General features: G+C 64.1%; 27 protein-coding genes. 23 read left to right on the top strand and 4 right to left on the bottom strand.

Annotation, left to right across the window (positions count from 1 at the left end; all coding sequences use genetic code 11):
- Positions 1-2 precede the first annotated feature (2 nt).
- Entirely contained in the window at positions 3-755 is a 753-nt protein-coding gene (locus AC1RUK_RS28870; RefSeq protein WP_481837908.1) for a sulfite exporter TauE/SafE family protein, read from the bottom strand.
- 320 nt (positions 756-1,075) lie between these two features.
- Here AC1RUK_RS28870 and rplS point away from each other — a divergent pair, with 320 nt between their 5' ends.
- The 9 genes from rplS (at position 1,076) to AC1RUK_RS28915 (ending at position 9,701) form a co-directional block, all read left to right on the top strand.
- On the top strand, positions 1,076-1,615 hold the full coding sequence (rplS, locus tag AC1RUK_RS28875; RefSeq protein WP_481837907.1) for a 50S ribosomal protein L19: 540 nt from the start codon (positions 1,076-1,078) through the stop codon (positions 1,613-1,615).
- A gap of 179 nt (positions 1,616-1,794) precedes the next feature.
- Positions 1,795-2,229, top strand: coding sequence for an organic hydroperoxide resistance protein (locus tag AC1RUK_RS28880; protein WP_481837906.1), 435 nt, complete (start codon positions 1,795-1,797; stop codon positions 2,227-2,229).
- The gene (locus tag AC1RUK_RS28885) at positions 2,226-2,735 is read left to right on the top strand and encodes a MarR family winged helix-turn-helix transcriptional regulator (RefSeq protein WP_481837905.1); all 510 of its coding nucleotides are present in this window, start codon (positions 2,226-2,228) and stop codon (positions 2,733-2,735) included. Before AC1RUK_RS28880 ends, AC1RUK_RS28885 begins: the two co-directional genes overlap by 4 nt.
- Positions 2,736-2,911: 176 nt before the next feature.
- A complete protein-coding gene (locus AC1RUK_RS28890) occupies positions 2,912-3,709 on the top strand; it encodes a transporter substrate-binding domain-containing protein (RefSeq protein WP_481837904.1) in 798 nt (265 codons plus the stop codon).
- 87 nt (positions 3,710-3,796) lie between these two features.
- Positions 3,797-4,612 (top strand): amino acid ABC transporter permease, encoded by an 816-nt coding sequence (locus AC1RUK_RS28895; protein ID WP_481837903.1) that lies wholly within the window; start codon positions 3,797-3,799, stop codon positions 4,610-4,612.
- 56 nt (positions 4,613-4,668) lie between these two features.
- Positions 4,669-5,304, top strand: a complete 636-nt coding sequence (locus AC1RUK_RS28900; protein WP_481837902.1) for a class I SAM-dependent DNA methyltransferase — start codon at positions 4,669-4,671, stop codon at positions 5,302-5,304.
- A 302-nt stretch (positions 5,305-5,606) separates the two neighbouring features.
- Entirely contained in the window at positions 5,607-7,016 is a 1,410-nt protein-coding gene (leuC, locus tag AC1RUK_RS28905; protein WP_481837901.1) for a 3-isopropylmalate dehydratase large subunit, read from the top strand.
- A 198-nt stretch (positions 7,017-7,214) separates the two neighbouring features.
- Positions 7,215-8,411: a GGDEF domain-containing protein gene (locus tag AC1RUK_RS28910; protein ID WP_481837900.1), complete on the top strand. Its 1,197-nt coding sequence runs from the start codon at positions 7,215-7,217 to the stop codon at positions 8,409-8,411.
- A gap of 81 nt (positions 8,412-8,492) precedes the next feature.
- Positions 8,493-9,701, top strand: a complete 1,209-nt coding sequence (locus tag AC1RUK_RS28915) for a GGDEF domain-containing protein (RefSeq protein WP_481837899.1) — start codon at positions 8,493-8,495, stop codon at positions 9,699-9,701.
- Here AC1RUK_RS28915 and AC1RUK_RS28920 read toward each other — a convergent pair.
- Positions 9,685-10,041, bottom strand: coding sequence for a hypothetical protein (locus AC1RUK_RS28920; protein WP_481837898.1), 357 nt, complete (start codon positions 10,039-10,041; stop codon positions 9,685-9,687). The two genes, AC1RUK_RS28915 and AC1RUK_RS28920, sit on opposite strands and share 17 nt — an antisense overlap.
- A gap of 255 nt (positions 10,042-10,296) precedes the next feature.
- On the opposite strand from AC1RUK_RS28920, the gene AC1RUK_RS28925 reads away from it, so the two are divergent.
- From AC1RUK_RS28925 to AC1RUK_RS28960, 8 genes are all read left to right on the top strand, one after another.
- Positions 10,297-10,659, top strand: coding sequence for a hypothetical protein (locus AC1RUK_RS28925; protein ID WP_481837897.1), 363 nt, complete (start codon positions 10,297-10,299; stop codon positions 10,657-10,659).
- A 238-nt stretch (positions 10,660-10,897) separates the two neighbouring features.
- Positions 10,898-11,317, top strand: a complete 420-nt coding sequence (gene sdhC, locus AC1RUK_RS28930; RefSeq protein ID WP_481837896.1) for a succinate dehydrogenase, cytochrome b556 subunit — start codon at positions 10,898-10,900, stop codon at positions 11,315-11,317.
- Positions 11,318-11,319: 2 nt separating this feature from the next.
- Entirely contained in the window at positions 11,320-11,715 is a 396-nt protein-coding gene (gene sdhD / locus AC1RUK_RS28935) for a succinate dehydrogenase, hydrophobic membrane anchor protein (RefSeq protein ID WP_481837895.1), read from the top strand.
- Between the two features lies 1 nt (position 11,716).
- On the top strand, positions 11,717-13,555 hold the full coding sequence (gene sdhA, locus AC1RUK_RS28940) for a succinate dehydrogenase flavoprotein subunit (protein WP_481837894.1): 1,839 nt from the start codon (positions 11,717-11,719) through the stop codon (positions 13,553-13,555).
- On the top strand, positions 13,555-14,010 hold the full coding sequence (locus tag AC1RUK_RS28945) for a hypothetical protein (protein WP_481837893.1): 456 nt from the start codon (positions 13,555-13,557) through the stop codon (positions 14,008-14,010). The genes sdhA and AC1RUK_RS28945 overlap by 1 nt, the downstream gene beginning before the upstream one ends.
- The gene (locus AC1RUK_RS28950; RefSeq protein ID WP_481837892.1) at positions 14,003-14,434 is read left to right on the top strand and encodes a DUF3052 domain-containing protein; all 432 of its coding nucleotides are present in this window, start codon (positions 14,003-14,005) and stop codon (positions 14,432-14,434) included. Before AC1RUK_RS28945 ends, AC1RUK_RS28950 begins: the two co-directional genes overlap by 8 nt.
- The gene (locus AC1RUK_RS28955) at positions 14,434-15,213 is read left to right on the top strand and encodes a succinate dehydrogenase iron-sulfur subunit (protein WP_436169829.1); all 780 of its coding nucleotides are present in this window, start codon (positions 14,434-14,436) and stop codon (positions 15,211-15,213) included. The genes AC1RUK_RS28950 and AC1RUK_RS28955 overlap by 1 nt, the downstream gene beginning before the upstream one ends.
- Before the next feature lie 94 nt (positions 15,214-15,307).
- The gene (locus AC1RUK_RS28960) at positions 15,308-15,949 is read left to right on the top strand and encodes a YceH family protein (RefSeq protein WP_481837891.1); all 642 of its coding nucleotides are present in this window, start codon (positions 15,308-15,310) and stop codon (positions 15,947-15,949) included.
- Positions 15,950-15,999: 50 nt separating this feature from the next.
- Here the strand turns inward: AC1RUK_RS28960 and AC1RUK_RS28965 are convergent, their stop codons facing one another.
- Positions 16,000-16,425 (bottom strand): OsmC family protein, encoded by a 426-nt coding sequence (locus AC1RUK_RS28965; protein ID WP_481837890.1) that lies wholly within the window; start codon positions 16,423-16,425, stop codon positions 16,000-16,002.
- Between the two features lie 214 nt (positions 16,426-16,639).
- Between AC1RUK_RS28965 and AC1RUK_RS28970 the strand changes: the two genes are divergently transcribed.
- From AC1RUK_RS28970 to AC1RUK_RS28980, 3 genes are all read left to right on the top strand, one after another.
- Positions 16,640-16,867, top strand: coding sequence for a hypothetical protein (locus tag AC1RUK_RS28970; RefSeq protein ID WP_481837889.1), 228 nt, complete (start codon positions 16,640-16,642; stop codon positions 16,865-16,867).
- Positions 16,864-17,220 (top strand): YciI family protein, encoded by a 357-nt coding sequence (locus tag AC1RUK_RS28975; protein ID WP_481837888.1) that lies wholly within the window; start codon positions 16,864-16,866, stop codon positions 17,218-17,220. Before AC1RUK_RS28970 ends, AC1RUK_RS28975 begins: the two co-directional genes overlap by 4 nt.
- Positions 17,221-17,393: 173 nt before the next feature.
- Entirely contained in the window at positions 17,394-17,921 is a 528-nt protein-coding gene (locus tag AC1RUK_RS28980; protein ID WP_481837887.1) for a hypothetical protein, read from the top strand.
- A 10-nt stretch (positions 17,922-17,931) separates the two neighbouring features.
- Here AC1RUK_RS28980 and AC1RUK_RS28985 read toward each other — a convergent pair whose 3' ends face one another.
- Positions 17,932-19,194: a ubiquinone biosynthesis hydroxylase gene (locus tag AC1RUK_RS28985; RefSeq protein ID WP_481837886.1), complete on the bottom strand. Its 1,263-nt coding sequence runs from the start codon at positions 19,192-19,194 to the stop codon at positions 17,932-17,934.
- A 116-nt stretch (positions 19,195-19,310) separates the two neighbouring features.
- On the opposite strand from AC1RUK_RS28985, the gene tesB reads away from it, so the two are divergent.
- The 3 genes from tesB to AC1RUK_RS29000 all read left to right on the top strand — a co-directional run bounded on the left by tesB (position 19,311) and on the right by AC1RUK_RS29000 (position 22,240).
- Positions 19,311-20,174, top strand: a complete 864-nt coding sequence (tesB, locus tag AC1RUK_RS28990; RefSeq protein WP_006206119.1) for an acyl-CoA thioesterase II — start codon at positions 19,311-19,313, stop codon at positions 20,172-20,174.
- A gap of 265 nt (positions 20,175-20,439) precedes the next feature.
- Complete coding sequence (locus tag AC1RUK_RS28995; RefSeq protein ID WP_023800571.1) at positions 20,440-20,778, top strand: P-II family nitrogen regulator; 339 nt, start codon at positions 20,440-20,442, stop codon at positions 20,776-20,778.
- Between the two features lie 31 nt (positions 20,779-20,809).
- Positions 20,810-22,240 (top strand): ammonium transporter, encoded by a 1,431-nt coding sequence (locus tag AC1RUK_RS29000; RefSeq protein ID WP_481837885.1) that lies wholly within the window; start codon positions 20,810-20,812, stop codon positions 22,238-22,240.
- The last annotated feature ends 186 nt before the right edge of the window (positions 22,241-22,426 follow it).

Below are 22,426 nucleotides of genomic sequence, written 5' to 3' on the forward strand. Positions count from 1 at the left end.
GCTCAGCCTTTGGCAAAATAGTAAAAGGCGAGAAACAGGCCGACGGCGACGACGAAGCCGCGCACGACATTCTGCGGCACGCGCTTGGCGATCCAGACGCCGGCATAGCCGCCCAGCGCGCCGCCGGGGATCATGACGATCGCCTGCGGCCAGGCGACGACGCCACCCGAGACGAAGACCAGGATGGCGATGGCGGCGATGACCACGGCCAGCATGTTTTTCAGCGCGTTCAGCCGATGGTAGTCGCCGCTCTGGGTGAGCCCCAGTGTCGCCAGCATCATCACGCCCATGCCGGCGCCGAAGAAGCCGCCATAGATTGCGGTGGCAAACTGCGCCAGCGAGCCGACCAGAGTGCCAACCGAGGCTTCATGCCCAGGCTTTGGCGCCGGCTTCAGCCACGGCCCGGCGGCAAACAAGGCGGTTGCCGCCAAAAGCAGCCACGGCACCAGGGCGCGGAACGAGGGATTGTCGAGCGCCAGAAGGATGAGCGCGCCGACCAGCGCGCCGGCCGCCGAGATGAGGCAGAGCAGCAGTGCCCCGCGCCAGAAGGTCTTGATGTCCGCCTGGTAGGCGAGCGTCGAGGTGATGTAGCCAGGAAACTGCGTCACCGATGACGTGGCGTTGGCGACGATCGGCGGCAGGCCGACCAGCGTCATGGCGCCGAAGGTGATGAATGTGCCGCCGCCGGCGACCGCGTTGGCGGCGCCGGACAGAAAACCCGCCGCAAAGAGCAGGACAGCGTCGAAAACAGACATGAGGATGGCGCCGGGACTTGTGTTTTGCCCGGATTAGGAAGCTTGAGCAGTGGGCGCAACCCCGCCCGGGACAATTGCGTGATGGCATGCGCGCAAAAAAGACAGGGCCAAGGCGTGACAAAGCGTCGAAATAGCTGTATGTGCCCGCCCGAACCGGAAGAACAATCTGCCAAGCGCGATCTTCTGGCCCGTCAACAATGACGGTGTAGTCGCCCCTGCCCGATGTTTCCAACAAAGGGCATAGCCGAGCGGTCAATGGAACTGCAAGGCGAGTGTCGGACGCTCTGACTGTCGGAAGAACAAGAAGTGGATTTTTACAGATGGATATTCTCCGTCAGCTCGAGGCCGAACAGGCCGCCAAGATCGAAGCCAAGCGCAAGCTTCCCGAATTCCAGCCCGGCGACACCGTGCGCGTCCAGGTCCGCGTGACCGAAGGCACCCGTACCCGCGTCCAGGCCTATGAGGGCGTCGTCATCGCCCGCTCCGGCGCCGGCTTCCAGGAAAACTTCACCGTTCGCAAGATCTCCTACGGCGAAGGCGTGGAGCGCGTGTTCCCGGTCTATTCGCCGATGGTCGAGGGCGTCGAGATCGTGCGCCGCGGCAAGGTGCGTCGCGCCAAGCTCTATTACCTGCGCGACCGTCGCGGCAAGTCGGCCCGTATTTCGGAAAACACCGGCGTGCGCGCCCGCAAGCTGAACGACGAAGAGCGCGACGCACTGAACGCCGAGAAGGCGCGCATCGAGGCCGAGAAGGTGGCCGCCGCGCAGGCGCTGGCCGCCGAGAAGGCCGCCCAGGAGGCGGCTGAGAAGAAGGCCGCCGAAGAGGCCGCCAAGGCCGCGGAAGCGGCTACCGCCGAATAAGTTTTCGAGACGCATGCTTCGGAAAGGCGGCTTCGGCCGCCTTTTTTCGTTTTGCGGGCAGGCAGAGCCCATCCCGATGGGACCGGCTTGCTCCAGGCGGAAAATCTGCCCCCGGCCTTGGTTGACTCCAATTATCTTGTACACTAAACACTCGTGCACAAAATAATTGGAGAAACGAAATGCCCGCACTCTACTCCACCGAAGCCCGCGCCGTCGGCGGCCGCGCTGGCCATGTCCGGACCAATGATGGCCTGCTCAGCGTCGACCTTGCCATGCCGAAGGAACTGGGCGGCAAGGGTGGCGCCACCAATCCGGAGCAGCTGTTTGCAGCCGGCTATGCGGCTTGTTTCGAAAGTGCCATGCGCTTCATCGCCGGCAAGCAGAAGCTGCCGCTCGAGGATGCTGCGGTGACGGCCAATGTCAGCCTGCACCCCAATGGCCAGGGCGGTTTCGCGCTTGGCGTTTCGCTGTCGGCGGAGACGAAAGGTCTTGATCAGGCGGCCACGGAAGCGCTTGTATCGGCGGCGCACCAGATCTGCCCCTATTCCAACGCCATCAAGGGCAATGTCGAGGTGGCGCTTTCGGCAGTGGCGCTTCCGGCGAAGGCAGCATGACGACAAAGACCATAGAGAGTGCCAGCGACTTCCCGGCGGCTGCCGCCGGGACTTTTCCCGTTCCGCGACTCGACCAGCAGCTATGCTTCGCGCTCTATTCGGCGAGCGGGCTGATGACGAAGCTCTATCGGCCGCTGCTCGATCCGCTCGGGCTGACCTATCCGCAATATCTGGCGATGCTGGCACTGTGGGAGCACGCGCCGAGCACGGTGGGCGCGCTTGGCACGGCGCTGGGCCTGGATTCCGCGACGCTGACCCCGCTGCTCAAGCGACTGGAAGCAGGTGGTCTCGTCACGCGCCGGCGCGACGCCGCGGACGAGCGCCGCGTGCTGGTCGAGCCGACCGCCAAGGGCCAGGCGCTGCGTGGGCGGATGAAGGAGGTGTCCTCCGGGCTTGCCTGCAGCATGCCGCTGGAACCTGGCGAGCTGAAAGCCTTGCACCAGACGGTCACCCGTTTGGTCGCTCGGTTGCGGAACGCTACCGAGAATGCGGCGGATCGCGACTGATCCCCACCGCGACACGATCGTTCCGGAATCCGCCGATTGAAAGCATGGGAATCCGCTATCGCGCCAAGCGGTGCAGCGGATCGGCTTGCAAGGCGCTTGCGGAAAGCTAAAGTCGGCGCCGGATTTTCCTGCAGGCCCCAAACGGATCGGGGCGCTTCACGTTCCGGGAGTGTGTCATGACCAAATCGAAACTGCTGCTCGCCGGCCTGCTGGCCTGCCTTCTCGCGCCAGTCGCCGCATGGGCGCAAGCGCTGCCCGACCTCGGCGGCAAGAAGGTGGTGGTGGTAACCGAAAACGCCTATCCGCCGCTGCAGTTCATCGATTCCAAAACCGGCAAGCAAATCGGCTGGGAATATGACGCGATGGACGAGATCGCCAAGCGGCTGAACTTCAAGGTCGAGTATCAGAACACTTCCTGGGACGCGATGATCCAGGCGGTTTCCGACAACCAGTACAACATCGGCATGACCGGCATTACCATCAAGGACGACCGCAAGCAGAAGGTCGACTTCTCCGACCCCTATATGCGCTCGGAACAGTTCATGCTGGTGCGCGGCGATGAAAGCCGCTTCACCGACGCCAAGACCTTCGGCGCTTTCAAGGACGGGCTGATCGGCGCGCAGGCCGGCACGACGCCGTTCTACACCGCCGTCTACAGCGTGCTCGACGGCAATGAGCAGAACCCAAGGATAAAACTGTTCGAGACGTTCGGCGCCACGGTACAGGCGCTGAAGTCCGGCGACGTCGACGTCGTGCTCACTGACGGCACCGCCGGCAAGGGCTATGTCGATGCCTCCGAAGGTAAGCTGAAGCTGATCGGCGGGCCGCTCGGCACCGAGGACTTTGGCTTCATCTTCCCGAAGGGGTCGGATCTGGTGAAGCCGGTCAACGCGGCGATTGCCGCGCTGAAGGCGGATGGCACACTGGATGCGCTGAACAAGAAGTGGTTTCTTGATTACAAGATGGGGCAGTGAGCTCGTCTTGCCGCGTGTGATGTCCGGTAGGACAGAGGGAGGTGTGACACAACGCAGCCTTCGTGACTCTGTCGCCGGCATCGCCTGATGGCAACGCCCGCATCTTCCTCCCCCAAATCCGAGTTCCCCTGGTGGCTGGCCGTAGCCGCGGCGCTCGCGCTTGCGGCCGCCATCTTCATCGCCGCGAGCGACCTCTACGCCCAGGTCTTTGCCACCGTCTCAAAGGGCATCGGCATCACCGTCTTCGTCACCGTGGTCGCCTTCGCGCTGGCCTCGGCGATCGGGCTCGGCATCGCGCTGATGGGATTGTCCGGCTCGCGTGTGCTGCGCCAGGTCGCGCGCTTCTATGTCGAGATCATCCGCGGCGTGCCGATCCTGGTGCTGCTGTTCTGGATCGCCTTCGCCGGCGCGCCGGCCTTCGTCGCGGCGTGGAACGCTGTGACCGCACCGTTGCAGAATGCCGGTCTCCTCGGCGAGCTTTTGGTGCGCGACGTGTCGCTGCTCTGGCGCGCCATCATGGCGCTGACCATCGGCTATTCGGCCTTCATCTCCGAGGTTTTCCGCGCCGGCATCCAGGCGGTCGAGAAGGGCCAGATCGAGGCGGCCAAGGCGCTCGGGCTGACGCGTGCGCAGCGCTTCCGGCTGATCGTCTTCCCGCAGGCGATCCGCACCATCCTGCCGCCGCTCGGCAACGACTTCGTCGCGATGGTCAAGGATTCCTCGCTGGTCTCGGTGCTCGGCGTCGCCGACATCACCCAGATGGGCAAGGTCTATGCCGCCGGCTCGTTCCGCTTCTTCGAGACCTACTCGATCGTCGCCTACATCTATCTCATCCTGACGGTCGGCCTGTCGCTGGCCTTGCGGGCGCTGGAGAAGCGGCTGCGAAAACAGCACGGGGAATAGAAGTCCGGCAAAGACGGCGCTACGATTGCAAAATGCGAGCCGTTCCGGAGAACCCCATGATCGTCGACAAGGCCAATGCGGCGCTGGATTCCGTCTATGCGGCCGATACGCCGGAAGCGCTCGCCAAGGCCTATGCGGCATGGGCCGCGAACTATGACAGCGAGACCGCCTCGCTCGGCTATCTGCTGCCGTTCCTGATCACCGCCTGGGTGGCGCGTCATGTGCCATTGGGCGAAGGGCCACTCCTCGACGCCGGCTGCGGCACCGGCCTGTCCGGGCCTTCGCTGAAGGCGCTGGGCTATCATGACATTGCCGGGCTCGACCTGTCCGACGACATGCTCAAGATCGCCGGCAGCCGCAATGCTTACAGCGAGTTGAAGAAGGCTATGCTCGGCGGTCCGCTGCCCTGGCCGGACGGGCATTTCCGCGTCTTCTTCTCGACTGGCGTGTTCACCATCGGCCACGCGCCGGCCTCCGGCCTGCATGAACTGGTGCGCATCACGAAAAAGGGCGGCCACGCCATCTTCACCGTCCGCGACCAGGTTTTTGCGAGCGGCGGGTTCCAGGCGGTGTTTGATGAGTTGGAACAGGCGAAGAAATGGCGGCCGGTCGAGGAAAGTCCGTGGTTCCGCTGTTATGCGATCGGTGATCCGGAGGCGCTGGTGAAGACGTTCGTGTTCGAGGTGGTTTGAGCGGGGCGCATCTTTCCTTCTCCCACAACAAGGAGAAGGCAGAGCCGCGCCAGGCAACCGCAATTGCCGAAAAGCCAAAACGTTGATATGAGCAGCGCCATGGAAGAGCTTTTTGGCGATCCGGCCTACAAGGGTTTCGTGCTGCAGGACAGAAAACGCCTGCCGTCGCGATTTTCCGCGCGCGTCTGCGGCGCGCTGACCAGCCGACTTAGCTAGGCCGAACTCACCAAGCCGATTTCGCCGGGCCGGATGGCTTCCGGCGCTTACCTCTTCCCCATTTTCATATCGACGGATTTACGCACATGAGCGCACCGCGCACCCTCTACGACAAGATCTTCGACGACCATGTCGTCGATCGCCAGGACGACGGAACCTGTCTGCTCTACATCGACCGTCACCTCGTCCATGAAGTGACCAGCCCGCAGGCCTTCGAAGGCCTGCGCATGACCGGCCGCAAAGTCCGGCATCCGGAAAAGACGCTGGCCGTCGTCGACCACAATGTGTCGACCTCGCCGGAGCGCAAGTTCGGCATCAAGAACGAGGAAAGCCGCATCCAGGTCGAGGCGCTGGCCAGGAACGCCAAGGATTTCGGCATCGAATATTATTCCGAGAACGATATCCGCCAGGGCATCGTCCACATCATCGGACCGGAGCAGGGTTTTACGCTGCCCGGCATGACAATCGTCTGCGGTGACAGCCACACCTCCACGCATGGCGCCTTCGGCGCGCTGGCGCATGGCATCGGCACCTCCGAGGTCGAGCATGTGCTGGCGACGCAAACGCTGATCCAGCGCAAGGCCAAGAACATGCTGGTGCGCGTCGACGGCGTGCTGCCGGAAGGCGTCACCGCCAAGGACATCATCCTCGCCATCATCGGCGAGATCGGCACCGCCGGCGGCACCGGCTATGTCATCGAATATGCCGGCGCAGCGATCCGCGCGCTGTCGATGGAAGGCCGCATGACGATCTGCAACATGTCGATCGAGGGCGGCGCTCGCGCCGGCCTGATCGCGCCCGACGAGACGACCTTCGCCTACGTCAAGGACAAGCCGCGCGCGCCCAAGGGCGCCGCCTGGGATGCGGCCCTTGCCTATTGGCAGACGCTGCAGTCCGACGAGGGCGCGCATTTCGACAAGGTGATCGTGCTCGACGCGGCGAAACTGCCGCCGATCGTCTCCTGGGGCTCCTCGCCCGAGGACGTCGTCTCGGTGCAGGGCATTGTGCCGAACCCGGAAGACATCATCGATGAGAACAAGCGCACCTCGAAGCTGCGCGCGCTCGATTACATGGGGCTGACGCCGGGCACCAAGATCACCGACATCGCGCTCGACCGTGTCTTCATCGGCTCCTGCACCAACGGCCGCATCGAGGATCTGCGCGCCGCCGCCAAGGTCGTCGAAGGCAAGACCGTCAATCCGCGCGTCAATGCCATGATCGTGCCGGGCTCCGGCCTGGTCAAGGAACAGGCGGAGGCCGAGGGTCTGGACAAGATCTTCCTCGCCGCCGGTTTCGATTGGCGCGAGCCGGGCTGCTCGATGTGCCTGGCCATGAACGACGACCGACTGAAGCCGCATGAGCGCTGCGCCTCGACCTCGAACCGCAATTTCGAGGGACGGCAGGGCTTCAAGGGCCGCACCCATCTGGTGTCGCCGGCGATGGCGGCGGCGGCGGCGATCGCCGGCCATTTCGTCGACATCCGCGACTGGAAATAGGTCCGAGCCTCAGCAATCCGTTGCGAACCCATGCCAGACCCCGAGACCGCGATGCGGCTCGGGGTTTTGCTTTGAAGGATTGCGCCGGCACCCGCCGATAGGAGACGATCCCTGCATATTTCCGGCGTCGTTTAACTGCTTGTTTGGGCTTAGGGTCTAACGTCTTCCCCGGCGTAAGCGAGGGGAAGTCACGGTCCTTTGGACACAGGCCTATTCATAGCGCTGCTCAATCCGACGATAGCGCTGGCGCTCGGCGCTGCGTTCCTCGTGCTGTGGTTCCATCAGCGCCACCGTCCCTATCTGGCCGTGCTGGCTCTCAGCTATGCCTTCTGTCCGGCGGGTTTCCTGCTGCAGTATTTCACCCTGCCGATCGGCATGGCACCGACCAAGCTCCTGTCCAACATATGCTTCACCATTGCCGCCTGCTGCCTGGCCGGGGCGATCGTGGCGCGTTACGGGCGGCGCGTGCCCTATGTCGGGATCGGCATTCTGGCGGGCGGCGGCCTGTCGGCGTTGTGCTGGTTCCTGTTCGTCCAGCCCGACCTGACATGGCGGATCCTGGCGATGAATTTCGGTTTCGGCGGCCTCAGCCTGCTGGTCGCGGCGGAACTGCGCACCGTGCGCAGAAATGGCCCGACCGAGATGATCCTGTTCGTGCTGGCGCTGCTTTCCGGGCTCAATTTCATCGGCCGTACCCTCGCCATCGTCGTCGTGCAGGGGCCCTTCACGACCTATGACGGATTCTATTCCTCGTCCTACTGGACGACGGCGCTGCTGTCGCAGGCGCTGCTGTCGCTGTTGATCGCGCTCTCGCTGTTTACCGCAGCCGCGCTCGACGTGATGAAGGCGCTGAAGGCCGAGACCTACACCGATCCGCTGTCCGGCCTGCTCAACCGACGCGGCTTCGAGGAACGGGCAACTCTGCTTCTGCGGCAGTGCGCCTCGGCCAGGCTCCCGGTTGCGCTGGTGCTGGCCGACCTCGATCACTTCAAGGCGCTCAACGACCAGCACGGGCATGCGGCGGGCGACAGGGTCATCGCCGATTTCGCCGCCAAGCTGAGCTTCGCCACCGGCACGCGGGGTGCTGCCGGCCGCGTTGGCGGCGAGGAGTTCGCCGTGCTCCTGCCGCTGTGCGACCTGGCTTCGGCGCGCCTGTACGCCGAGGCGATCCGCTCGCTCTATTCGTCCGGCGGCGTCACCACCCTGCCGCCGGGTGTCAGGGTGACGGCAAGCTTCGGCGTCGCCGCCCGTACCGGCGATGAAGGGCTGGCGCCACTGATGCAGCGCGCCGACGAGGCGCTCTACAAGGCCAAGAAGAACGGCCGCGACAGCGTGCGCCTGTCCTATGAGCGGGCGGAAACCGTCTTCGTTCCGGAGAACGCCAGCGTCGGGTAAGTTGCGGCACCTGCCAAAGCGATCCTGTTAACGTCTTTTTCGCCCGTCGATGGTTTGCTGTCCTGCGGGGTATGAAGAACCATGGGCAGCGCCGAATTCATTCTGATTATCAATCTGTTCGTCGCCGGGCTGCTGGCGGCGGCCTTCATGATGATCGCCATCCACGACGTGGGCCGCGTGTCGGCGCGCTGGCTGGCGTTCGGCTACATGCTGGGCATGGCCTATTTCGCCATCGAATTCAGCATCCCGGCCTTCGACAATGCCAGGCCGGTGGTTGTGACGGCCTTTGCCGTGTTCCTCGGCGCCACCATCGCCTTCAACGGCGGGCTGGCCCATAAATACGGTGTGACGCCGCCCTGGCCGCCGATGCTGGCCTTCCTGGCCGTCGCTTCGGTCGCGGTGTGGTTCGTGCAGGATCTGCCGCGCCATTCGCTCACCCGCATGATGGCCTACCAGCTTCCCTACGCCGCCATGCAGTTCGCGGCCCTCGGCATCGTCTGGTCGTCCAGGCAAAGGCGCGGGCGGCTCGATGTCCTGCTGATGGCCGTTCTGGCCGCCAGTGCCGTGCAATTCGCCTCGAAGCCGTTCATTGCGCATGCGCTGGGTGGCTGGGGCGCCAATCCGCAGGCCTATGGGCAGACCGTCTACGCGTTGGTGTCGCAATCGCTCGGCACGGTGTTCGGCTTCGCGCTGGCGCTGCTGGCGCTGGCCATCCTGGTGCGCGACGTGCTGGCCGAAGCGACGTCGAAGTCGGAGACGGACACGCTGTCGCGGCTGCTCAACCGCGGCGGCTTCGAGCGCCATGCCGAGATCGCGCTGAAGGACGCGGTGCGCCAGGGCGTTCCGGTGGCGCTGGTGATCGCCGATCTCGATCATTTCAAGAGCATCAACGACAGTTTCGGCCATGCCGCCGGCGACCGTGTCATCGAGACGTTTGCCGGCTTCCTGCGCGAGGCCGCGGCCGAGCATCACGTCGCCGGCCGCATCGGCGGCGAGGAGTTCGCCATCATCCTGCCGGGCACCAACCTCGCGGCCGCGCGCCTGTTCGCCGAAGGGGCGCGCAGCGCTTTCGGCGCGCTGCCCATCGACAGCCTGCCGGTCGAGCATCGCTGCACCGCCAGCTTCGGCGTCGCCGAGCTTCAGGCGGGCGAGGATTTTTCCGATCTGCTGCGGCGCGCCGACGAGGCGCTGTATCAGGCAAAGGGCAGCGGCCGCGACTGCGTGCGCGTCTCGGCCGGGCCGGTCGCGCGGCAAGACCGCGCAATGCCCAGGGTCAGCGGCAGGGGCTGAGGTTCGGCATCTCGCCGTCGGAAAGGCCGTACATATAGGAGCGGCCTTTCACGAAGACCGGCGGCTGGTAGCAGCCGTGGCCCGAGACATCGTCCGATTCGTTTTCATAGATCACGTCGGGCTGGGCGTCGCCGGTGTAGTCGGACAATTCCTTGGCCAGCTTTCCCTCGCCGACGATGATGCGCTTGTAGCCGGCGGCGCTGTCGATGACGAGATTGCCGAAGGAATCGGCATAGACGCGATCATGGTGTCTCAGCCCGGCACTGGCCGGAGCCGTAAAGCCGGCCAGCGCCGCCAGCGTGAGCGCCGCGAGGCGCAGTCTGCCCGAATTCGAACGCATCGCGTCCTCCGTGATCTTCGACCTTTTGGTCTGGAGCCTGTTCGAATCAGAAATTAACCTTTTCTTAACCTTTGTTAATAGCCAGGCGGCTTCGGCGGCAGGATCTTGATGAACATGGTTAATATCCCGCCGCCGGCAGCCATCTTTCGGCCATGCTTGCCGCACCATCGCACAGCGCCGCACGGTGGGTTGACGTAGAGCGAGCTTGATCTTGGCAAGACATCGCGGCTAGCTTGCCGCGCGGGAGGACAGCATATGGCGTTTCGCCGGACATTTTGGGTGGCGCCGTTGGTTTTGCTGCTCTTGGCCGTAGCGGCCTGCGTGCCGCAAAACAGCGCGCCGAAGGCTAGAAATGCCGTCGCCCCCGCTGCCACCGACCTGACGGCGCCGCAGCCGCGCACCGCGACCTACAACTGCGCCGACGGCGGCAGGATGACCATTGAAAACCTCGGCACATCGCTGCGCGTGCTCGGTCCCGACGGCACGAGCGAGGATCTGCCGGCTTCGCCCGCCAACCAGAACAGCCGCTTCGGCATCGCACATGACGCAATCGTGATCGACGGTCGCGACGCGCTGGTGATGAAGGGCGGAAAGACGCCGGTGACATGCACACGGTAATACGGTGCTACCGGCAATACCGCACTGCAGCGAACGTTGCGCCGGCTTCGAGCCGGTGCCCTAATCGATTGAAGCAAAAGACTGCCGATTTGTCAGACTAAATGACGTTTCCAAAACGATTTTCTGGCTTTGACGCGGTGCAAAAAGAGCATTAGAAACCGGCTGTCCGAAGTCGCATCCGGAAGCGGCGATGCCGCTTTCCCGCCTGGGGCTTGAGCGACGCCGAACTGGGGGAGCCATGAGCAAATCACCAGCCACCCGCGCAACTGCCAGGCGTGAACGGCCGCTTTCGCCGCACCTGACCGTATACCGGCCGCCGATCACCATGACGATGTCGATCATCCATCGCATCACCGGCGGCGCCCTCTATTTCGGCACGCTGCTGGTGGCGCTCTGGCTGATGGCTGCGGCGAGTACCGAGGCCACCTTCGATTTCGTCAACTGGGCCTTCGGCTCGTGGCTGGGGCGGCTGGTGCTGTTCGGCTACACCTGGGCTTTGATGCACCACATGCTGGGCGGCGTGCGCCACCTGGTCTGGGACACCGGCGCCGGGCTCGAGAAGCACACCGCCTCGAAGATTGCCTGGGCGACGCTGGCCGGCTCGATCGCGCTGACGCTGCTGATCTGGATCGCCGGCTACATGGCGCGGGGAGCCTGACGATGAGCGGCAAGAATACCGATATGCGCACGCCGCTGGCCAAGGTCCGTGGCCTTGGCTCGGCCCGCGAGGGTACAGAGCATTTCTGGCGCCAGCGCCTTACCGCAATCGCCAACATCCCGCTGACGCTGTTCTTCGTCGGCTTCCTGGTCGCGCTCAACGGCGCCGGCTATGCCGAGGTGCGGGCAGCGCTCGCCAATCCGTTCGTGGCGCTGATCCTGGCGCTGGTGCTGATCTCCGGGCTCTACCATATGCGGCTCGGCATGCAGGTCATCATCGAGGATTACGTGCATGGCGAGGGCATGAAGCTGGCGCTGATCGCACTCAACACTTTCTTTTCCATAGCGGTCGGCGTCGCCTCGCTCTTCGCCCTGCTCAAACTGGCATTCGGAGGCTGAGTTGGCCAAGGACGCAAAAGCCGCCAGCACGGCTTCCGCCTACACCTATGTCGACCACAAGTTCGACGTGGTGGTCGTCGGCGCCGGCGGTGCTGGCCTGCGCGCCACGCTCGGCATGGCCGAGCAGGGACTGCGCACCGCCTGCATCACCAAGGTGTTCCCGACCCGCTCGCACACGGTGGCGGCGCAAGGCGGCATCGCCGCATCGCTCGCCAACATGGGCCCCGACAACTGGCAATGGCATCTCTTCGACACGGTCAAGGGTTCGGACTGGCTGGGCGACATCGACGCGCAGGAATACATGGTCCGACAGGCGCCGGCCGCCGTCTACGAGCTTGAACATTACGGCGTGCCGTTCTCGCGTACCGAAGAGGGCAAGATCTATCAGCGGCCGTTCGGCGGCATGATGATGAATTTCGGCGAAGGCCCGCCAGTGCAGCGCACTTGTGCCGCCGCCGACCGCACCGGCCACGCCATGCTGCACACGCTCTACGGCCAGTCGCTGAAGCACAATGCGCAGTTCTTCATCGAATATTTCGCACTCGACCTGATCATGGAGCCGGACGGTACCTGCACCGGCGTCGTTGCCTGGAACCTCGACGACGGCACGATCCACCGCTTCTCGGCGAAGATGGTGGTTCTGGCCACCGGCGGCTATGGCCGCGCCTACTTCTCCGCCACTTCGGCGCATACCTGCACGGGCGATGGCGGTGGCATGGCCGCGCGCGCCGGCCTGCCGCTGCAGGACATGGAATTCGTGCAGTTCCATCCGACCGGCATCTACGGCGCCGGCTGCCTGATCACAGAGGGCGCGCGCGGCGAGGGCGGCTATCTCGTCAATTCCGAGGGCGAGCGCTTTATGGAGCGCTACGCGCCGTCGGCCAAGGATCTTGCCTCGCGCGACGTGGTCTCGCGCTGCATGACGCTGGAGATCCGCGAGGGGCGCGGCGTTGGCCCGAAGAAGGACCACATCTTCCTGCATCTCGACCATCTCGATCCGGCCGTTTTGCACGAAAGGCTCCCGGGTATTTCGGAGTCGGCGAAAATCTTCGCCGGCGTCGACCTGACCAAGGAGCCGATCCCGGTGCTGCCGACGGTCCACTACAATATGGGAGGCGTCCCGACCAATTACTGGGGCGAGGTGCTCAATCCGACGGCCAAGAACCCGGACCAGGTGTCGCCAGGGCTGATGGCCGTGGGCGAGGCCGGCTGCGCCTCCGTGCATGGCGCCAACCGGCTGGGCTCGAATTCGCTGATCGACCTGGTGGTGTTCGGCCGCGCTGCGGCGATCCGCGCCGGCCAGGTGATCGACCGCAAATCGGCGATTCCCTCGCCCAACGAAGCCTCGGTCGAGAAGATCATGGATCGCTTCGACCGGCTGCGCCACGCCAACGGCTCGACGCCGACGGCGGTGGTACGCGAAAAGATGCAGAAGGCGATGCAGGAAGACGCGGCGGTTTTCCGTACCCAGGAATCGCTGGACAATGGCTGCAAGCGCATTTCTGCCATCTGGGGCGAGCTCAAGGACCTCAAAGTCTTTGATCGCTCGATGATCTGGAACTCCGACCTGGTCGAGACGCTGGAGCTCGAGAACCTGATGGCCAACGCCATCACCACCGTCCATGGCGCAGCGGCGCGCAAGGAGAGCCGTGGCGCGCACGCGCGCGAAGATTTCTCGGCCCGCGACGACAAGGTCTGGCGAAAGCATACGCTGGCTCGCGTCAACGAAGCTGGCAAAGTGACGCTGAGCTACAGGCCGGTGCACACCGAGCTGCTGCTCAAGGAAGCGGATGGCGGCATCAACCCGGCCAAGATCGCGCCCAAGGCCAGGGTGTATTGATGGCAGCATCGACGCATCAGCTCGTGTCCATTTTTCAGGCTCTGGGGGTGTCAGACCCGGACGGCTGGGCACATTCTGAAGCGTCGGAGGGAATTGATCAGACAGCCAGAGCAACCGTGTTGAGGGCTCTGGCTGACAGTGTTGTTGAAGCTTGCTCGCCTGAAAGCTGGCGTGCTTCGCGATCCTCAGAGACGGCGCTCGATATGCTTGTCCAACAAGGTGCCGACACCGAGGCTATCAAAGAGCTGTGCATTCAGAGCGCCTATTCGGCGATCTGGAATTTTCTTCGTATTTCAAGTGGCATTGATGAGCCGAAGCTCAATCCGGCAAATGTAGCTTGGGGCATTGTGAAAGTTGACGGCGAGGGAAACGCGATCGGCGAAATACCGGCACTCTACGAAAGCTGGTGGGGCGTCCTTTGCGACGTACTAGGCCGGGATGGTTCTGATGTCTGAGAGTACAGGATATTCCGGCACGCCCCTTCCGGCCAAGCTTGGCCTGAAGGACGGGATGGTCGCCGCTTTCATCGCTCTGCCGCCGGAACTCGACGTGTTGGCCGATGCCGTCAATTTCGCCCAGGTTGACCGGCTGGCCGAATGGTCGGCGATCTCGGGCCGCCAGAAGTATGATGCCGTCCACGCTTTCACCCGGCAGCGCGCCGAGATCGAGGATCGTCTCGGCGCTGTCGAAACGGCGATCAAGCGCGACGGCATGGTCTGGGTCTCGTGGCCGAAGAAGGCATCGAAGGTGCCGACTGATGTCACCGAGGACGTCATTCGCGCCGAGGCGCTGAAGCGCGACCTGGTCGACGTCAAGGTCGCCGCCGTGAATGAAGTCTGGTCCGGGCTGAAGCTCGTCATCCGAAAGGACCGCAGGTAATGGTCGAACTCACGCTCCCCAAGAATTCGCAGATCAAGGCGGGAAAAACCTGGCCGAAGCCGGAGGGTGCCACCAATCTGCGCGAATACCGTATCTACCGCTGGTCGCCCGATGATGACGAGAACCCGCGCATCGACACCTACTTCGTCGACATGGACGATTGCGGGCCGATGGTGCTCGACGCGCTGCTTTGGATCAAAAACAAGATCGACCCGACGCTGACCTTGCGCCGCTCCTGCCGCGAAGGCATCTGCGGCTCCTGCGCGATGAACATCGATGGCTCCAACACGCTGGCCTGCACCAAGGGCTGCGACGACATTTCCGGTGCGGTCAAGGTCTACCCGCTGCCGCACATGCAGGTGGTCAAGGACCTGGTGCCGGACCTCACCAATTTCTACGCCCAGCATGCCTCGATCGAGCCGTGGCTGAAGACGGTGTCGCCGGAGCCGGCCAAGGAATGGCTGCAGAGCCATGAGGACCGCGAGAAGCTCGACGGGCTCTACGAATGCATATTGTGCGCCTGCTGCTCGACCTCGTGCCCGAGCTACTGGTGGAATGGCGAGCGCTATCTCGGTCCGGCGACGCTGCTGCAGGCCTATCGCTGGCTGATCGATTCCCGCGACGAGGCCAAGGGCGAGCGGCTCGACAATCTCGAGGACCCGTTCCGCCTCTATCGCTGCCACACCATCATGAACTGCGCCCAGACCTGCCCCAAGGGGCTGAATCCGGCCAAGGCGATCGCCGAGATCAAGAAGATGATGGTGGAGCGGCGGGTTTAGGTTCTCTGCCTCTCCTGTCGTAGTCTGCCCTGTCGCGGCGCACGGATGTCTGTCAAAATCACCGCGCCAAGAACGAGCAGCAGTAGCCGATCCGATGACCGACACCGACCTTCCCATCCTCTCACCCGCCGAAGCCCGCGTGCTCGGCTGCCTGATCGAGAAGAAGGAGCTGACGCCGGATATCTATCCGCTGACGCTCAATGCCGCGCATGCGGCGGCCAACCAGAAGACGGCGCGCGAGCCGGTGATGGAGCTGGAGCTCGCCGAGATTGCAAGGGCGTTCGGCCAGCTCGAGCAGAAAGGCCTGGTCAGGCGGGCCTTCGCGTCTCGCGTCGAGCGTTATGAGCATACCGTCGCGCAGCGCTTTTCGCTCACCTCTTCGCAGATCGCGGTGCTCGGCCTGATGCTGCTGCGCGGGCCGCAGACAGCCTATGAATTGCTGGCGCGGGCTGAACGCATGGCGCGGTTCTCGTCGATCGAGGCGCTTCGCGCCGATCTCGACCTCCTGATCGGCCGCAGGCCGCCGCTCGTCGTGCTGCTCGAGCGCGGACCCGGCCAGCGCGAGGAGCGCTATGCGCATCTGTTGTCCGGAGCCGTTCAGATGCCGGTGGCTACGGCCGCTCCTCAGCGTTCTTCACCAACCTCCGACCTGGAAGCGCGGGTCGAGGCTCTCGAAGAAGAGCTCGCGCAGTTGCGTGCGCGCATCGACGCCCTGACCGGCGAAGGACGCTCCTGAACGAAAACGCCGGCCCGAGGCCGGCGTTTTCTGGCACAAGGTCGTCTCGTTCAGCCGAGCTTGGCGTCGAGCGACACGTTGATGGCGCCGAGCGCCTTCGACACCGGGCAGCCGGCCTTGGCCTTCTCGGCCAATTCCTGGAATTTCGCCACATCGATGCCAGGCACCTTGCCGACCACCGTAAGCGCACTGCCGGTGATGCCGGTGCCGGGAACCAGTGTCACCACCGCCTTGGCGTCGACCTGGTCGGCGGGCGTGCCGTTCTCGGCCAGGAAATGCGAGAACTGCATGGCGAAGCAGCCGGCATGGGCTGCGGCGATCAGCTCTTCCGGGTTGGTGCCGGATTTGCCGCTTTCGTCCTCGAAGCGCGCCTTGAACGAATAGGGCGTGCCCTTGAGCGCCCCGCTCTGTGCGTCGAGCGTGCCTTTGCCCTCTTTCAGATTGCCTTGCCAGACGGCGTTTGCGGTGCGGTCCATGAAGTCCTCCTTGATTGTCGTGGTTGCGCCGGCCGGGTGGCGGCGTTCCTCCGAACTATAGCGCGGGCGCGCGGGAAGGCCACCGCGAGCGGTCATGCAATGTCGGTGGCGGCGAAAATTATTCTGAAAAAATGTGCGTGCAAGAATGTCGACTTCCATCCGCCTCGCCCGTCCTGCGGGCGGCCATGGGTTCGTGGCCGGATGGAGGTTCAAGATGGACAATCTGTTTTTCGCCCTATGGAAGAGGCCAGGCTGCAAGGCCGGGCGACAGGAAGATTTTTGGCTGCATCCGCCGCCTTCCGGCTTCGGCCGGTTGCTGGCGGCGGTCGCGATCATCGCGGTCGCGGCATGCCTTCTCGATCACGCGGCGGCAGTCAAAGGCGCCGCTGACAGCGTCGTCACCGCATCCTATGGTTCGTCACAGCAAGGGAGCCGGAAATGAAATATGTCTGCCTGGTCTATGGCGAGGAAAAGGACCTCTACGCGCTCACCGCCGAGGGGTCGGCCAAGCTCGACGCCGATTCGCTGGCCTATGACAGGTCATTGGACCGGCAAGGCAAGCTGATCATCGCGCAGGCGCTGCAGTCGGTGAAGACGTCGAAGTCGGTGCGGCGGCGCAAGGGCAAGCGGCTGGTCACCGACGGCCCCTTCGCCGAAACCAAGGAGCAATTGCTCGGTTTCGTCATGATCGAAGCGGAGGACCTCGAAGAGGCTCTGGAGATCGCGGGCAACATTCCGCTGGCCGAACTCGGCACGATCGAAGTCCGCGCGATCTACAACGTGCCGGGGTCATAGCCCCGGCATCCTGCTCCCACTCTTGCGGCCGGTGACCTGAAACCGCGGACTCCGATTGCGGTATCTAAAATGCCTGAATGGAACATTTCGGATTTCTTCGCAGTCGCAACTCTAGAGTGTTGAAGCAAGGCGATACTTCTCTTATCCTCGCCGCGGTTTTGGGGGATTTCGACATGCCTTTCCTGCTTGCTATCCTTGGTGTGTTGGGGGCGGCGGCATTCTGGTGGTACCGGATGAAGGCCATGAACGACGCGGCGCGCGAGGTCGCGGACGTCGTCGGGCGGGTGCAAGGCAGCATCCGGCGCAAGAAGTTGCGCAAGCAGGCGGCGCTGTCGCCGTTGACGGCGATCGACGACCCTGTCGTCGCCGCCGCGACGCTGATTACAGCCATCGTCTCCGAAAATGGTCCCGTGCTGCCGCAGCGCGAAGCCGTCATCCGTTCGGTGATCTCGGAGATTGCCGACAAGAAGAAGACCGACGAGGCCGTGGTCTATGCCAAATGGGCGGCAGCACAGATCGATGACACCACGATCGTCATCGACAAGCTGGCGCCGTTCCTGCGCGAACGTCTCGACGTGGCCGAGCGAAACGATCTGCTGCAGATGGTGAACCGCGCGGCCCAGGGCGGCGAGAAAAAACTGGAGATAGCCGACCAGCGCATTCTGCGGCTGCGGCAGAAGCTTGGTTTCGAAGTCAACTGAGCGGCAAGGATCAGATCGCCTCGCCCTTCAACAGCCTTGGCGTGTCGCCTGAAAGCCCTGATGCCTGGCGGATGAAGAAATCCTTCAGCTTGGGCATGCGCTCGACGAGGCCGAGGCCGATGTCGCGGACAGTGCGCAGCGGGCCGATGTCGTTGGAAAACAGCCGGTTCAGCACATCGGTGGTGATGCCCATCTGCACGGTGTCGAAGCGCCGCCACTGCTGGTAGCGCTCGAGCACGTCGAGCGCGCCGATGTCCTGTCCGAGGCGGTCGGCCTCGACCACCACTTCGGCAAGGGCGGCCACGTCCTTGAAGCCGAGATTGAGGCCCTGGCCGGCGATCGGGTGGATGCCGTGGGCAGCGTCGCCGGCGAGCGCGATGCGCGGCGCGACGAAGGCGCGGGCAAGGGTGAGGCCAAGCGGCCAGGCGCGTGGCTTGTCGGCGACGTGAATCGCGCCGAGCTTGAGGCCAAAACGCTGCTCGAGCTCGTGCTCGAAGACGAGGTCGTCGCCGTCGACCAGCTTTTGCGCATCCTCTGTTCGTTCGACCCAGACGATCGACGAGCGGTTGGTGCCGTTGCTGTCCGGCTTGAGCGGCAATGTGGCGAAGGGGCCGGCGGGCAGGAAATGCTCCTCGGCGCGACCATTGTGCGGGCGCTCATGCGCGACGGTGCAGACGATGCCGGACTGGCCGTACTCCCATTTCACCGTCTTGATGCCGGCCATGTCGCGCAGCTTCGAATTGACGCCGTCGGCGGCGACCAATAGCCGCGCCTTCAGCGTCGCGCCGTCGGCCAGATGCACGGTGATGCCGGCGCCGTCGGTGTCGAAGGCGCTGACGGCAAGGCCCTCGATGATGTCGATGCCGAGCTTTTCGGCACGCCGGCGCAAGGCGCCGTTCAAATCCCTGTTGGCCACCATATGCGCGAAAGGCTCGCCGGGCGCCACCTCGCCGTCGAAGGTGAGAAACACCGGGCGCACCGGATCGGACGCGCGCGAATCGGTGATGACCATGTCGGTGATCGCCTGCGCCTCCGGTGCGATCTCGTTCCAGACCTGAAGCTGCTCCAGCATGCGGCAGGCGGCGGCGGCGATCGCCGAGGCGCGGCCGTCCCTTTGCCAGACGCCGGCGGGCGCGGCGTCGACCACGGCGACGGCGAGGCTGGGACGCGCCTGCTTCAGCGCCACGGCGCTGGCCAAGCCGACATAGCCGGCGCCGGCGACGAGCACGTCGAGCGAGGCCGTGGTTCTTGCGTCCGCCTTGCGGTCAACCATGGCAAAATTCCTTTCGTGGCCCTGACCCTTGCCGGCCATGCCCGGCCATTCGGCCTTGACTGCCCGCCATTCCTGTCGGAAACCGCCATAACACTTCCGCGGATGGAGCGCGAAACATGACGGCGGCCATGGACGAGCTTCTCGGCATTCTCGACCTCGAGCAGCTGGAACACAACCTGTACCGTGGTCGCAGCCCCAAGCTCGACTGGCAACGCGTCTTCGGCGGCCAGACCATCGCCCAGGCGCTGGTCGCCGCCCAGCGCACGGTCGAGCCCGAGCGCCATGTGCATTCGCTGCATGGCTATTTCATGCGGCCGGGCGACACCACGGTGCCGATCGTCTACGAGGTCGACCGCATCCGCGACGGCGGCTCCTTCACCACGCGCCGTGTCGTGGCGATCCAGCACGGCCAGGCGATCTTCTCGCTGGAAGCCTCGTTCCAGCAGGACGAGGTCGGTCTCGAGCACCAGGTGCCGATGCCGCAGGACGTGCCGGCGCCCGACAGCCTGTTGTCGCAGCGCGAATTGCTCGGCAAGTTCGGCGAGGCGGTTCCGGAAGGCATCAAGCGCTACTGGGACCGCGACCGGCCGATCGAGATGAAGCCGGTGATGCTGAAGCACTATACGAGCCGCGAAAAGCTGGAGCCGGAGCAGAACATCTGGATCCGCACCACAGGGCCGGTGCCGGCCGACCGGGCCACGCAGGCGGCGGTACTCGCCTATCTCTCCGACATGACGCTGCTCGACACCTCAACCTTCGCGCATGGCCGCGCCATTTTCGACCGCGACATCCAGGCGGCCAGCCTCGACCACGCGATGTGGTTCCATCGCAGCCATCCGCTCGACGACTGGATCCTCTACACGCAGGACAGCCCGTCGACTCAAGGCTCGCGCGGCTTCACGCGCGGCTCGCTGTTTGCCCGCGACGGCACGCTGATCGCCTCCGTTGCCCAGGAAGGGCTGATCCGGCTCAAGCGTTGAGCAGGACAGGACGCGGGCTGCATTCTGCTTCAGCCTGCCGAATAGGCATTTTCAAAAAATTGCCTATTTTTTAATCAGTGACAACGCTGTGACTGTGCACAGCTTGCCGTTCGGCGGCCTCCAATCTCTTTGTTTACAACAGGTTAACAGGCTGCTTCGGCAATTGGCACGGAGCTTGAATCCTAGCGGGCACTCTCCGGCTCTCATTGGGATCGGCGAAGTCGTGCAAACGCGGGGGACCCGCAACAGCAAAGGGTGAAACCTTATGAAAATCGTGATGGCTATCATCAAGCCGTTCAAGCTCGACGAGGTGCGCGAGGCGCTCACCGCAGTCGGCATCCAGGGCCTGACCGTCACCGAAGTCAAAGGCTACGGGCGTCAGAAGGGACATACGGAGATCTATCGCGGGGCGGAATACGCGGTCAGCTTCCTGCCGAAGATCAAGATCGAGGTCGCGGTCGGTCTCGACATGGTCGACAAGGCCGTCGAAGCCATCACGGCGGCGGCCAAGACCGGCCAGATCGGCGACGGCAAGATCTTCGTTTTCGGCATCGACCAGGCCGTGCGCATCCGCACCGGCGAAACAGACACAGACGCGCTTTGAGCTGCGAGCACGTATTCCAATGGAGAGTTCAATGAACATACCTTCCACCTTGAAGTCGGCGGCGCGCTCCGCGCTGCTGGGCTCGTTCGCGCTCGGAGCATTGGGCACGGTCGCCGCGCTGGCGCAGGAAGCGGCCCCCGCCGTTGCCGCAGCCGCGCCGGCAGCCCCCGCTTTCACCGTCGACAAGGGCGACACCACGTGGATGATGATTTCCACCGTGCTGGTGCTGTTGATGACCATTCCCGGCCTTGCGCTTTTCTATGGCGGCCTGGTTCGTACCAAGAACATGCTGTCGGTGCTGATGCAGGTCTTCACCATCACCTGCGTGGTCATGATCATCTGGGTCTTCTACGGCTACAGCCTCGCCTTCACCGCCGGCAACGCTTTCGTGGGCGGCCTGTCCAAGGCGTTTCTCTCCGGTGTCAGCGTATCGACGCTGTCGGAAACCTTCACCAAGGGCGTCGCCATTCCTGAACTGGTGTTCGTCGTCTTCCAGATGACCTTCGCCTGCATCACGCCGGCGCTGATCGTCGGCGCCTTCGCCGAACGCGTCAAATTCTCGGCGGTGATCCTTTTCGTCATTCTGTGGGTGACGTTCGTCTACTTCCCGATCGCGCATATGGTCTGGTTCTGGGGCGGCCCGAGCGCCTATTCCGACCCGTCCGGGCTGATCTTCAGCTTCGGCGCCATCGACTTCGCCGGCGGCACGGTCGTTCACATCAATGCGGGCATCGCCGGCCTCGTCGGCGCGCTCATGATCGGCAAGCGCATCGGCTACAAGAAGGACATCATGGCGCCGCACTCGATGACGCTCACCATGGTTGGCGCTTCACTGCTGTGGGTCGGCTGGTTCGGCTTCAACGCCGGTTCGAACCTCGAAGCGAACGCCTATGCGGTGCTGGCCATGGTCAATACCTTCGTTGCCACGGCGGCGGCGGCATTGACCTGGACCGTGCTTGAATCGCTGCTGCGCGGCAAAGCCTCCATGCTGGGCGTTGCTTCGGGCGCGGTGACCGGCCTCGTCGCCATCACGCCTGCTGCCGGCTTTGCCGGACCGATGGGCGCCATCGTGCTCGGCATCGTCGCCACCTGCGTCTGCTACTTCTTCGTCTCGGTGGTGAAGAACACGTTCGACTATGACGACAGCCTCGATGTCTTCGGCGTCCACTGCGTCGGCGGCATCATCGGCGCGCTCGGCACCGGCATCCTGGTCAACCCCGCCCTCGGCGGCGCCGGCATCGTCGACTATTCGACGGCCGACTTCGCCGCCGGCTATGCCGGAACGGCCACCCAGTTGCTGGCGCAGGGCAAGGGTGTCCTGGTGACCGTCCTGTGGTCGGGCATCGGCAGCGCCATCCTCTACAAGATCGTCGACATGATCGTCGGTCTGCGCCCGTCGGCCGACGCAGAGCGCGAAGGTCTCGACCTCACCTCGCATGGCGAAGCGGCCTATCACTCGTAAGCCTTGCCAGTGCCGGGCGGCTTGCGCCGCCCCGCATCCTCCCATCCCGTCGTGACGCTCCCGAAAAGGGCTCACGCATTGAGGCCCGGACCTGTTCCGGGCCTCTTTTTTGTCTAACCTTTTGTTTTTGCGCAATTCCGGACGGAAAACCGCTGAACACTTTTCCTGGAATTGCTCTAGAAGCCC

This window comes from Mesorhizobium monacense (genome assembly GCF_056781675.1).

Coding starts and splice junctions, on each gene's coding strand:
- AC1RUK_RS28870 (WP_481837908.1), bottom strand. CDS start 755: ATGTCTGTTTTCGACGCTGTCCTGCTCTTTGCGGCGGGTTTTCTGTCC.
- rplS (WP_481837907.1), top strand. CDS start 1,076: ATGGATATTCTCCGTCAGCTCGAGGCCGAACAGGCCGCCAAGATCGAA.
- AC1RUK_RS28880 (WP_481837906.1), top strand. CDS start 1,795: ATGCCCGCACTCTACTCCACCGAAGCCCGCGCCGTCGGCGGCCGCGCT.
- AC1RUK_RS28885 (WP_481837905.1), top strand. CDS start 2,226: ATGACGACAAAGACCATAGAGAGTGCCAGCGACTTCCCGGCGGCTGCC.
- AC1RUK_RS28890 (WP_481837904.1), top strand. CDS start 2,912: ATGACCAAATCGAAACTGCTGCTCGCCGGCCTGCTGGCCTGCCTTCTC.
- AC1RUK_RS28895 (WP_481837903.1), top strand. CDS start 3,797: ATGGCAACGCCCGCATCTTCCTCCCCCAAATCCGAGTTCCCCTGGTGG.
- AC1RUK_RS28900 (WP_481837902.1), top strand. CDS start 4,669: ATGATCGTCGACAAGGCCAATGCGGCGCTGGATTCCGTCTATGCGGCC.
- leuC (WP_481837901.1), top strand. CDS start 5,607: ATGAGCGCACCGCGCACCCTCTACGACAAGATCTTCGACGACCATGTC.
- AC1RUK_RS28915 (WP_481837899.1), top strand. CDS start 8,493: ATGGGCAGCGCCGAATTCATTCTGATTATCAATCTGTTCGTCGCCGGG.
- AC1RUK_RS28920 (WP_481837898.1), bottom strand. CDS start 10,041: ATGCGTTCGAATTCGGGCAGACTGCGCCTCGCGGCGCTCACGCTGGCG.
- AC1RUK_RS28925 (WP_481837897.1), top strand. CDS start 10,297: ATGGCGTTTCGCCGGACATTTTGGGTGGCGCCGTTGGTTTTGCTGCTC.
- sdhC (WP_481837896.1), top strand. CDS start 10,898: ATGAGCAAATCACCAGCCACCCGCGCAACTGCCAGGCGTGAACGGCCG.
- sdhD (WP_481837895.1), top strand. CDS start 11,320: ATGAGCGGCAAGAATACCGATATGCGCACGCCGCTGGCCAAGGTCCGT.
- AC1RUK_RS28945 (WP_481837893.1), top strand. CDS start 13,555: ATGGCAGCATCGACGCATCAGCTCGTGTCCATTTTTCAGGCTCTGGGG.
- AC1RUK_RS28950 (WP_481837892.1), top strand. CDS start 14,003: ATGTCTGAGAGTACAGGATATTCCGGCACGCCCCTTCCGGCCAAGCTT.
- AC1RUK_RS28955 (WP_436169829.1), top strand. CDS start 14,434: ATGGTCGAACTCACGCTCCCCAAGAATTCGCAGATCAAGGCGGGAAAA.
- AC1RUK_RS28960 (WP_481837891.1), top strand. CDS start 15,308: ATGACCGACACCGACCTTCCCATCCTCTCACCCGCCGAAGCCCGCGTG.
- AC1RUK_RS28965 (WP_481837890.1), bottom strand. CDS start 16,425: ATGGACCGCACCGCAAACGCCGTCTGGCAAGGCAATCTGAAAGAGGGC.
- AC1RUK_RS28970 (WP_481837889.1), top strand. CDS start 16,640: ATGGACAATCTGTTTTTCGCCCTATGGAAGAGGCCAGGCTGCAAGGCC.
- AC1RUK_RS28975 (WP_481837888.1), top strand. CDS start 16,864: ATGAAATATGTCTGCCTGGTCTATGGCGAGGAAAAGGACCTCTACGCG.
- AC1RUK_RS28980 (WP_481837887.1), top strand. CDS start 17,394: ATGCCTTTCCTGCTTGCTATCCTTGGTGTGTTGGGGGCGGCGGCATTC.
- AC1RUK_RS28985 (WP_481837886.1), bottom strand. CDS start 19,194: ATGGTTGACCGCAAGGCGGACGCAAGAACCACGGCCTCGCTCGACGTG.
- tesB (WP_006206119.1), top strand. CDS start 19,311: ATGACGGCGGCCATGGACGAGCTTCTCGGCATTCTCGACCTCGAGCAG.
- AC1RUK_RS28995 (WP_023800571.1), top strand. CDS start 20,440: ATGAAAATCGTGATGGCTATCATCAAGCCGTTCAAGCTCGACGAGGTG.
- AC1RUK_RS29000 (WP_481837885.1), top strand. CDS start 20,810: ATGAACATACCTTCCACCTTGAAGTCGGCGGCGCGCTCCGCGCTGCTG.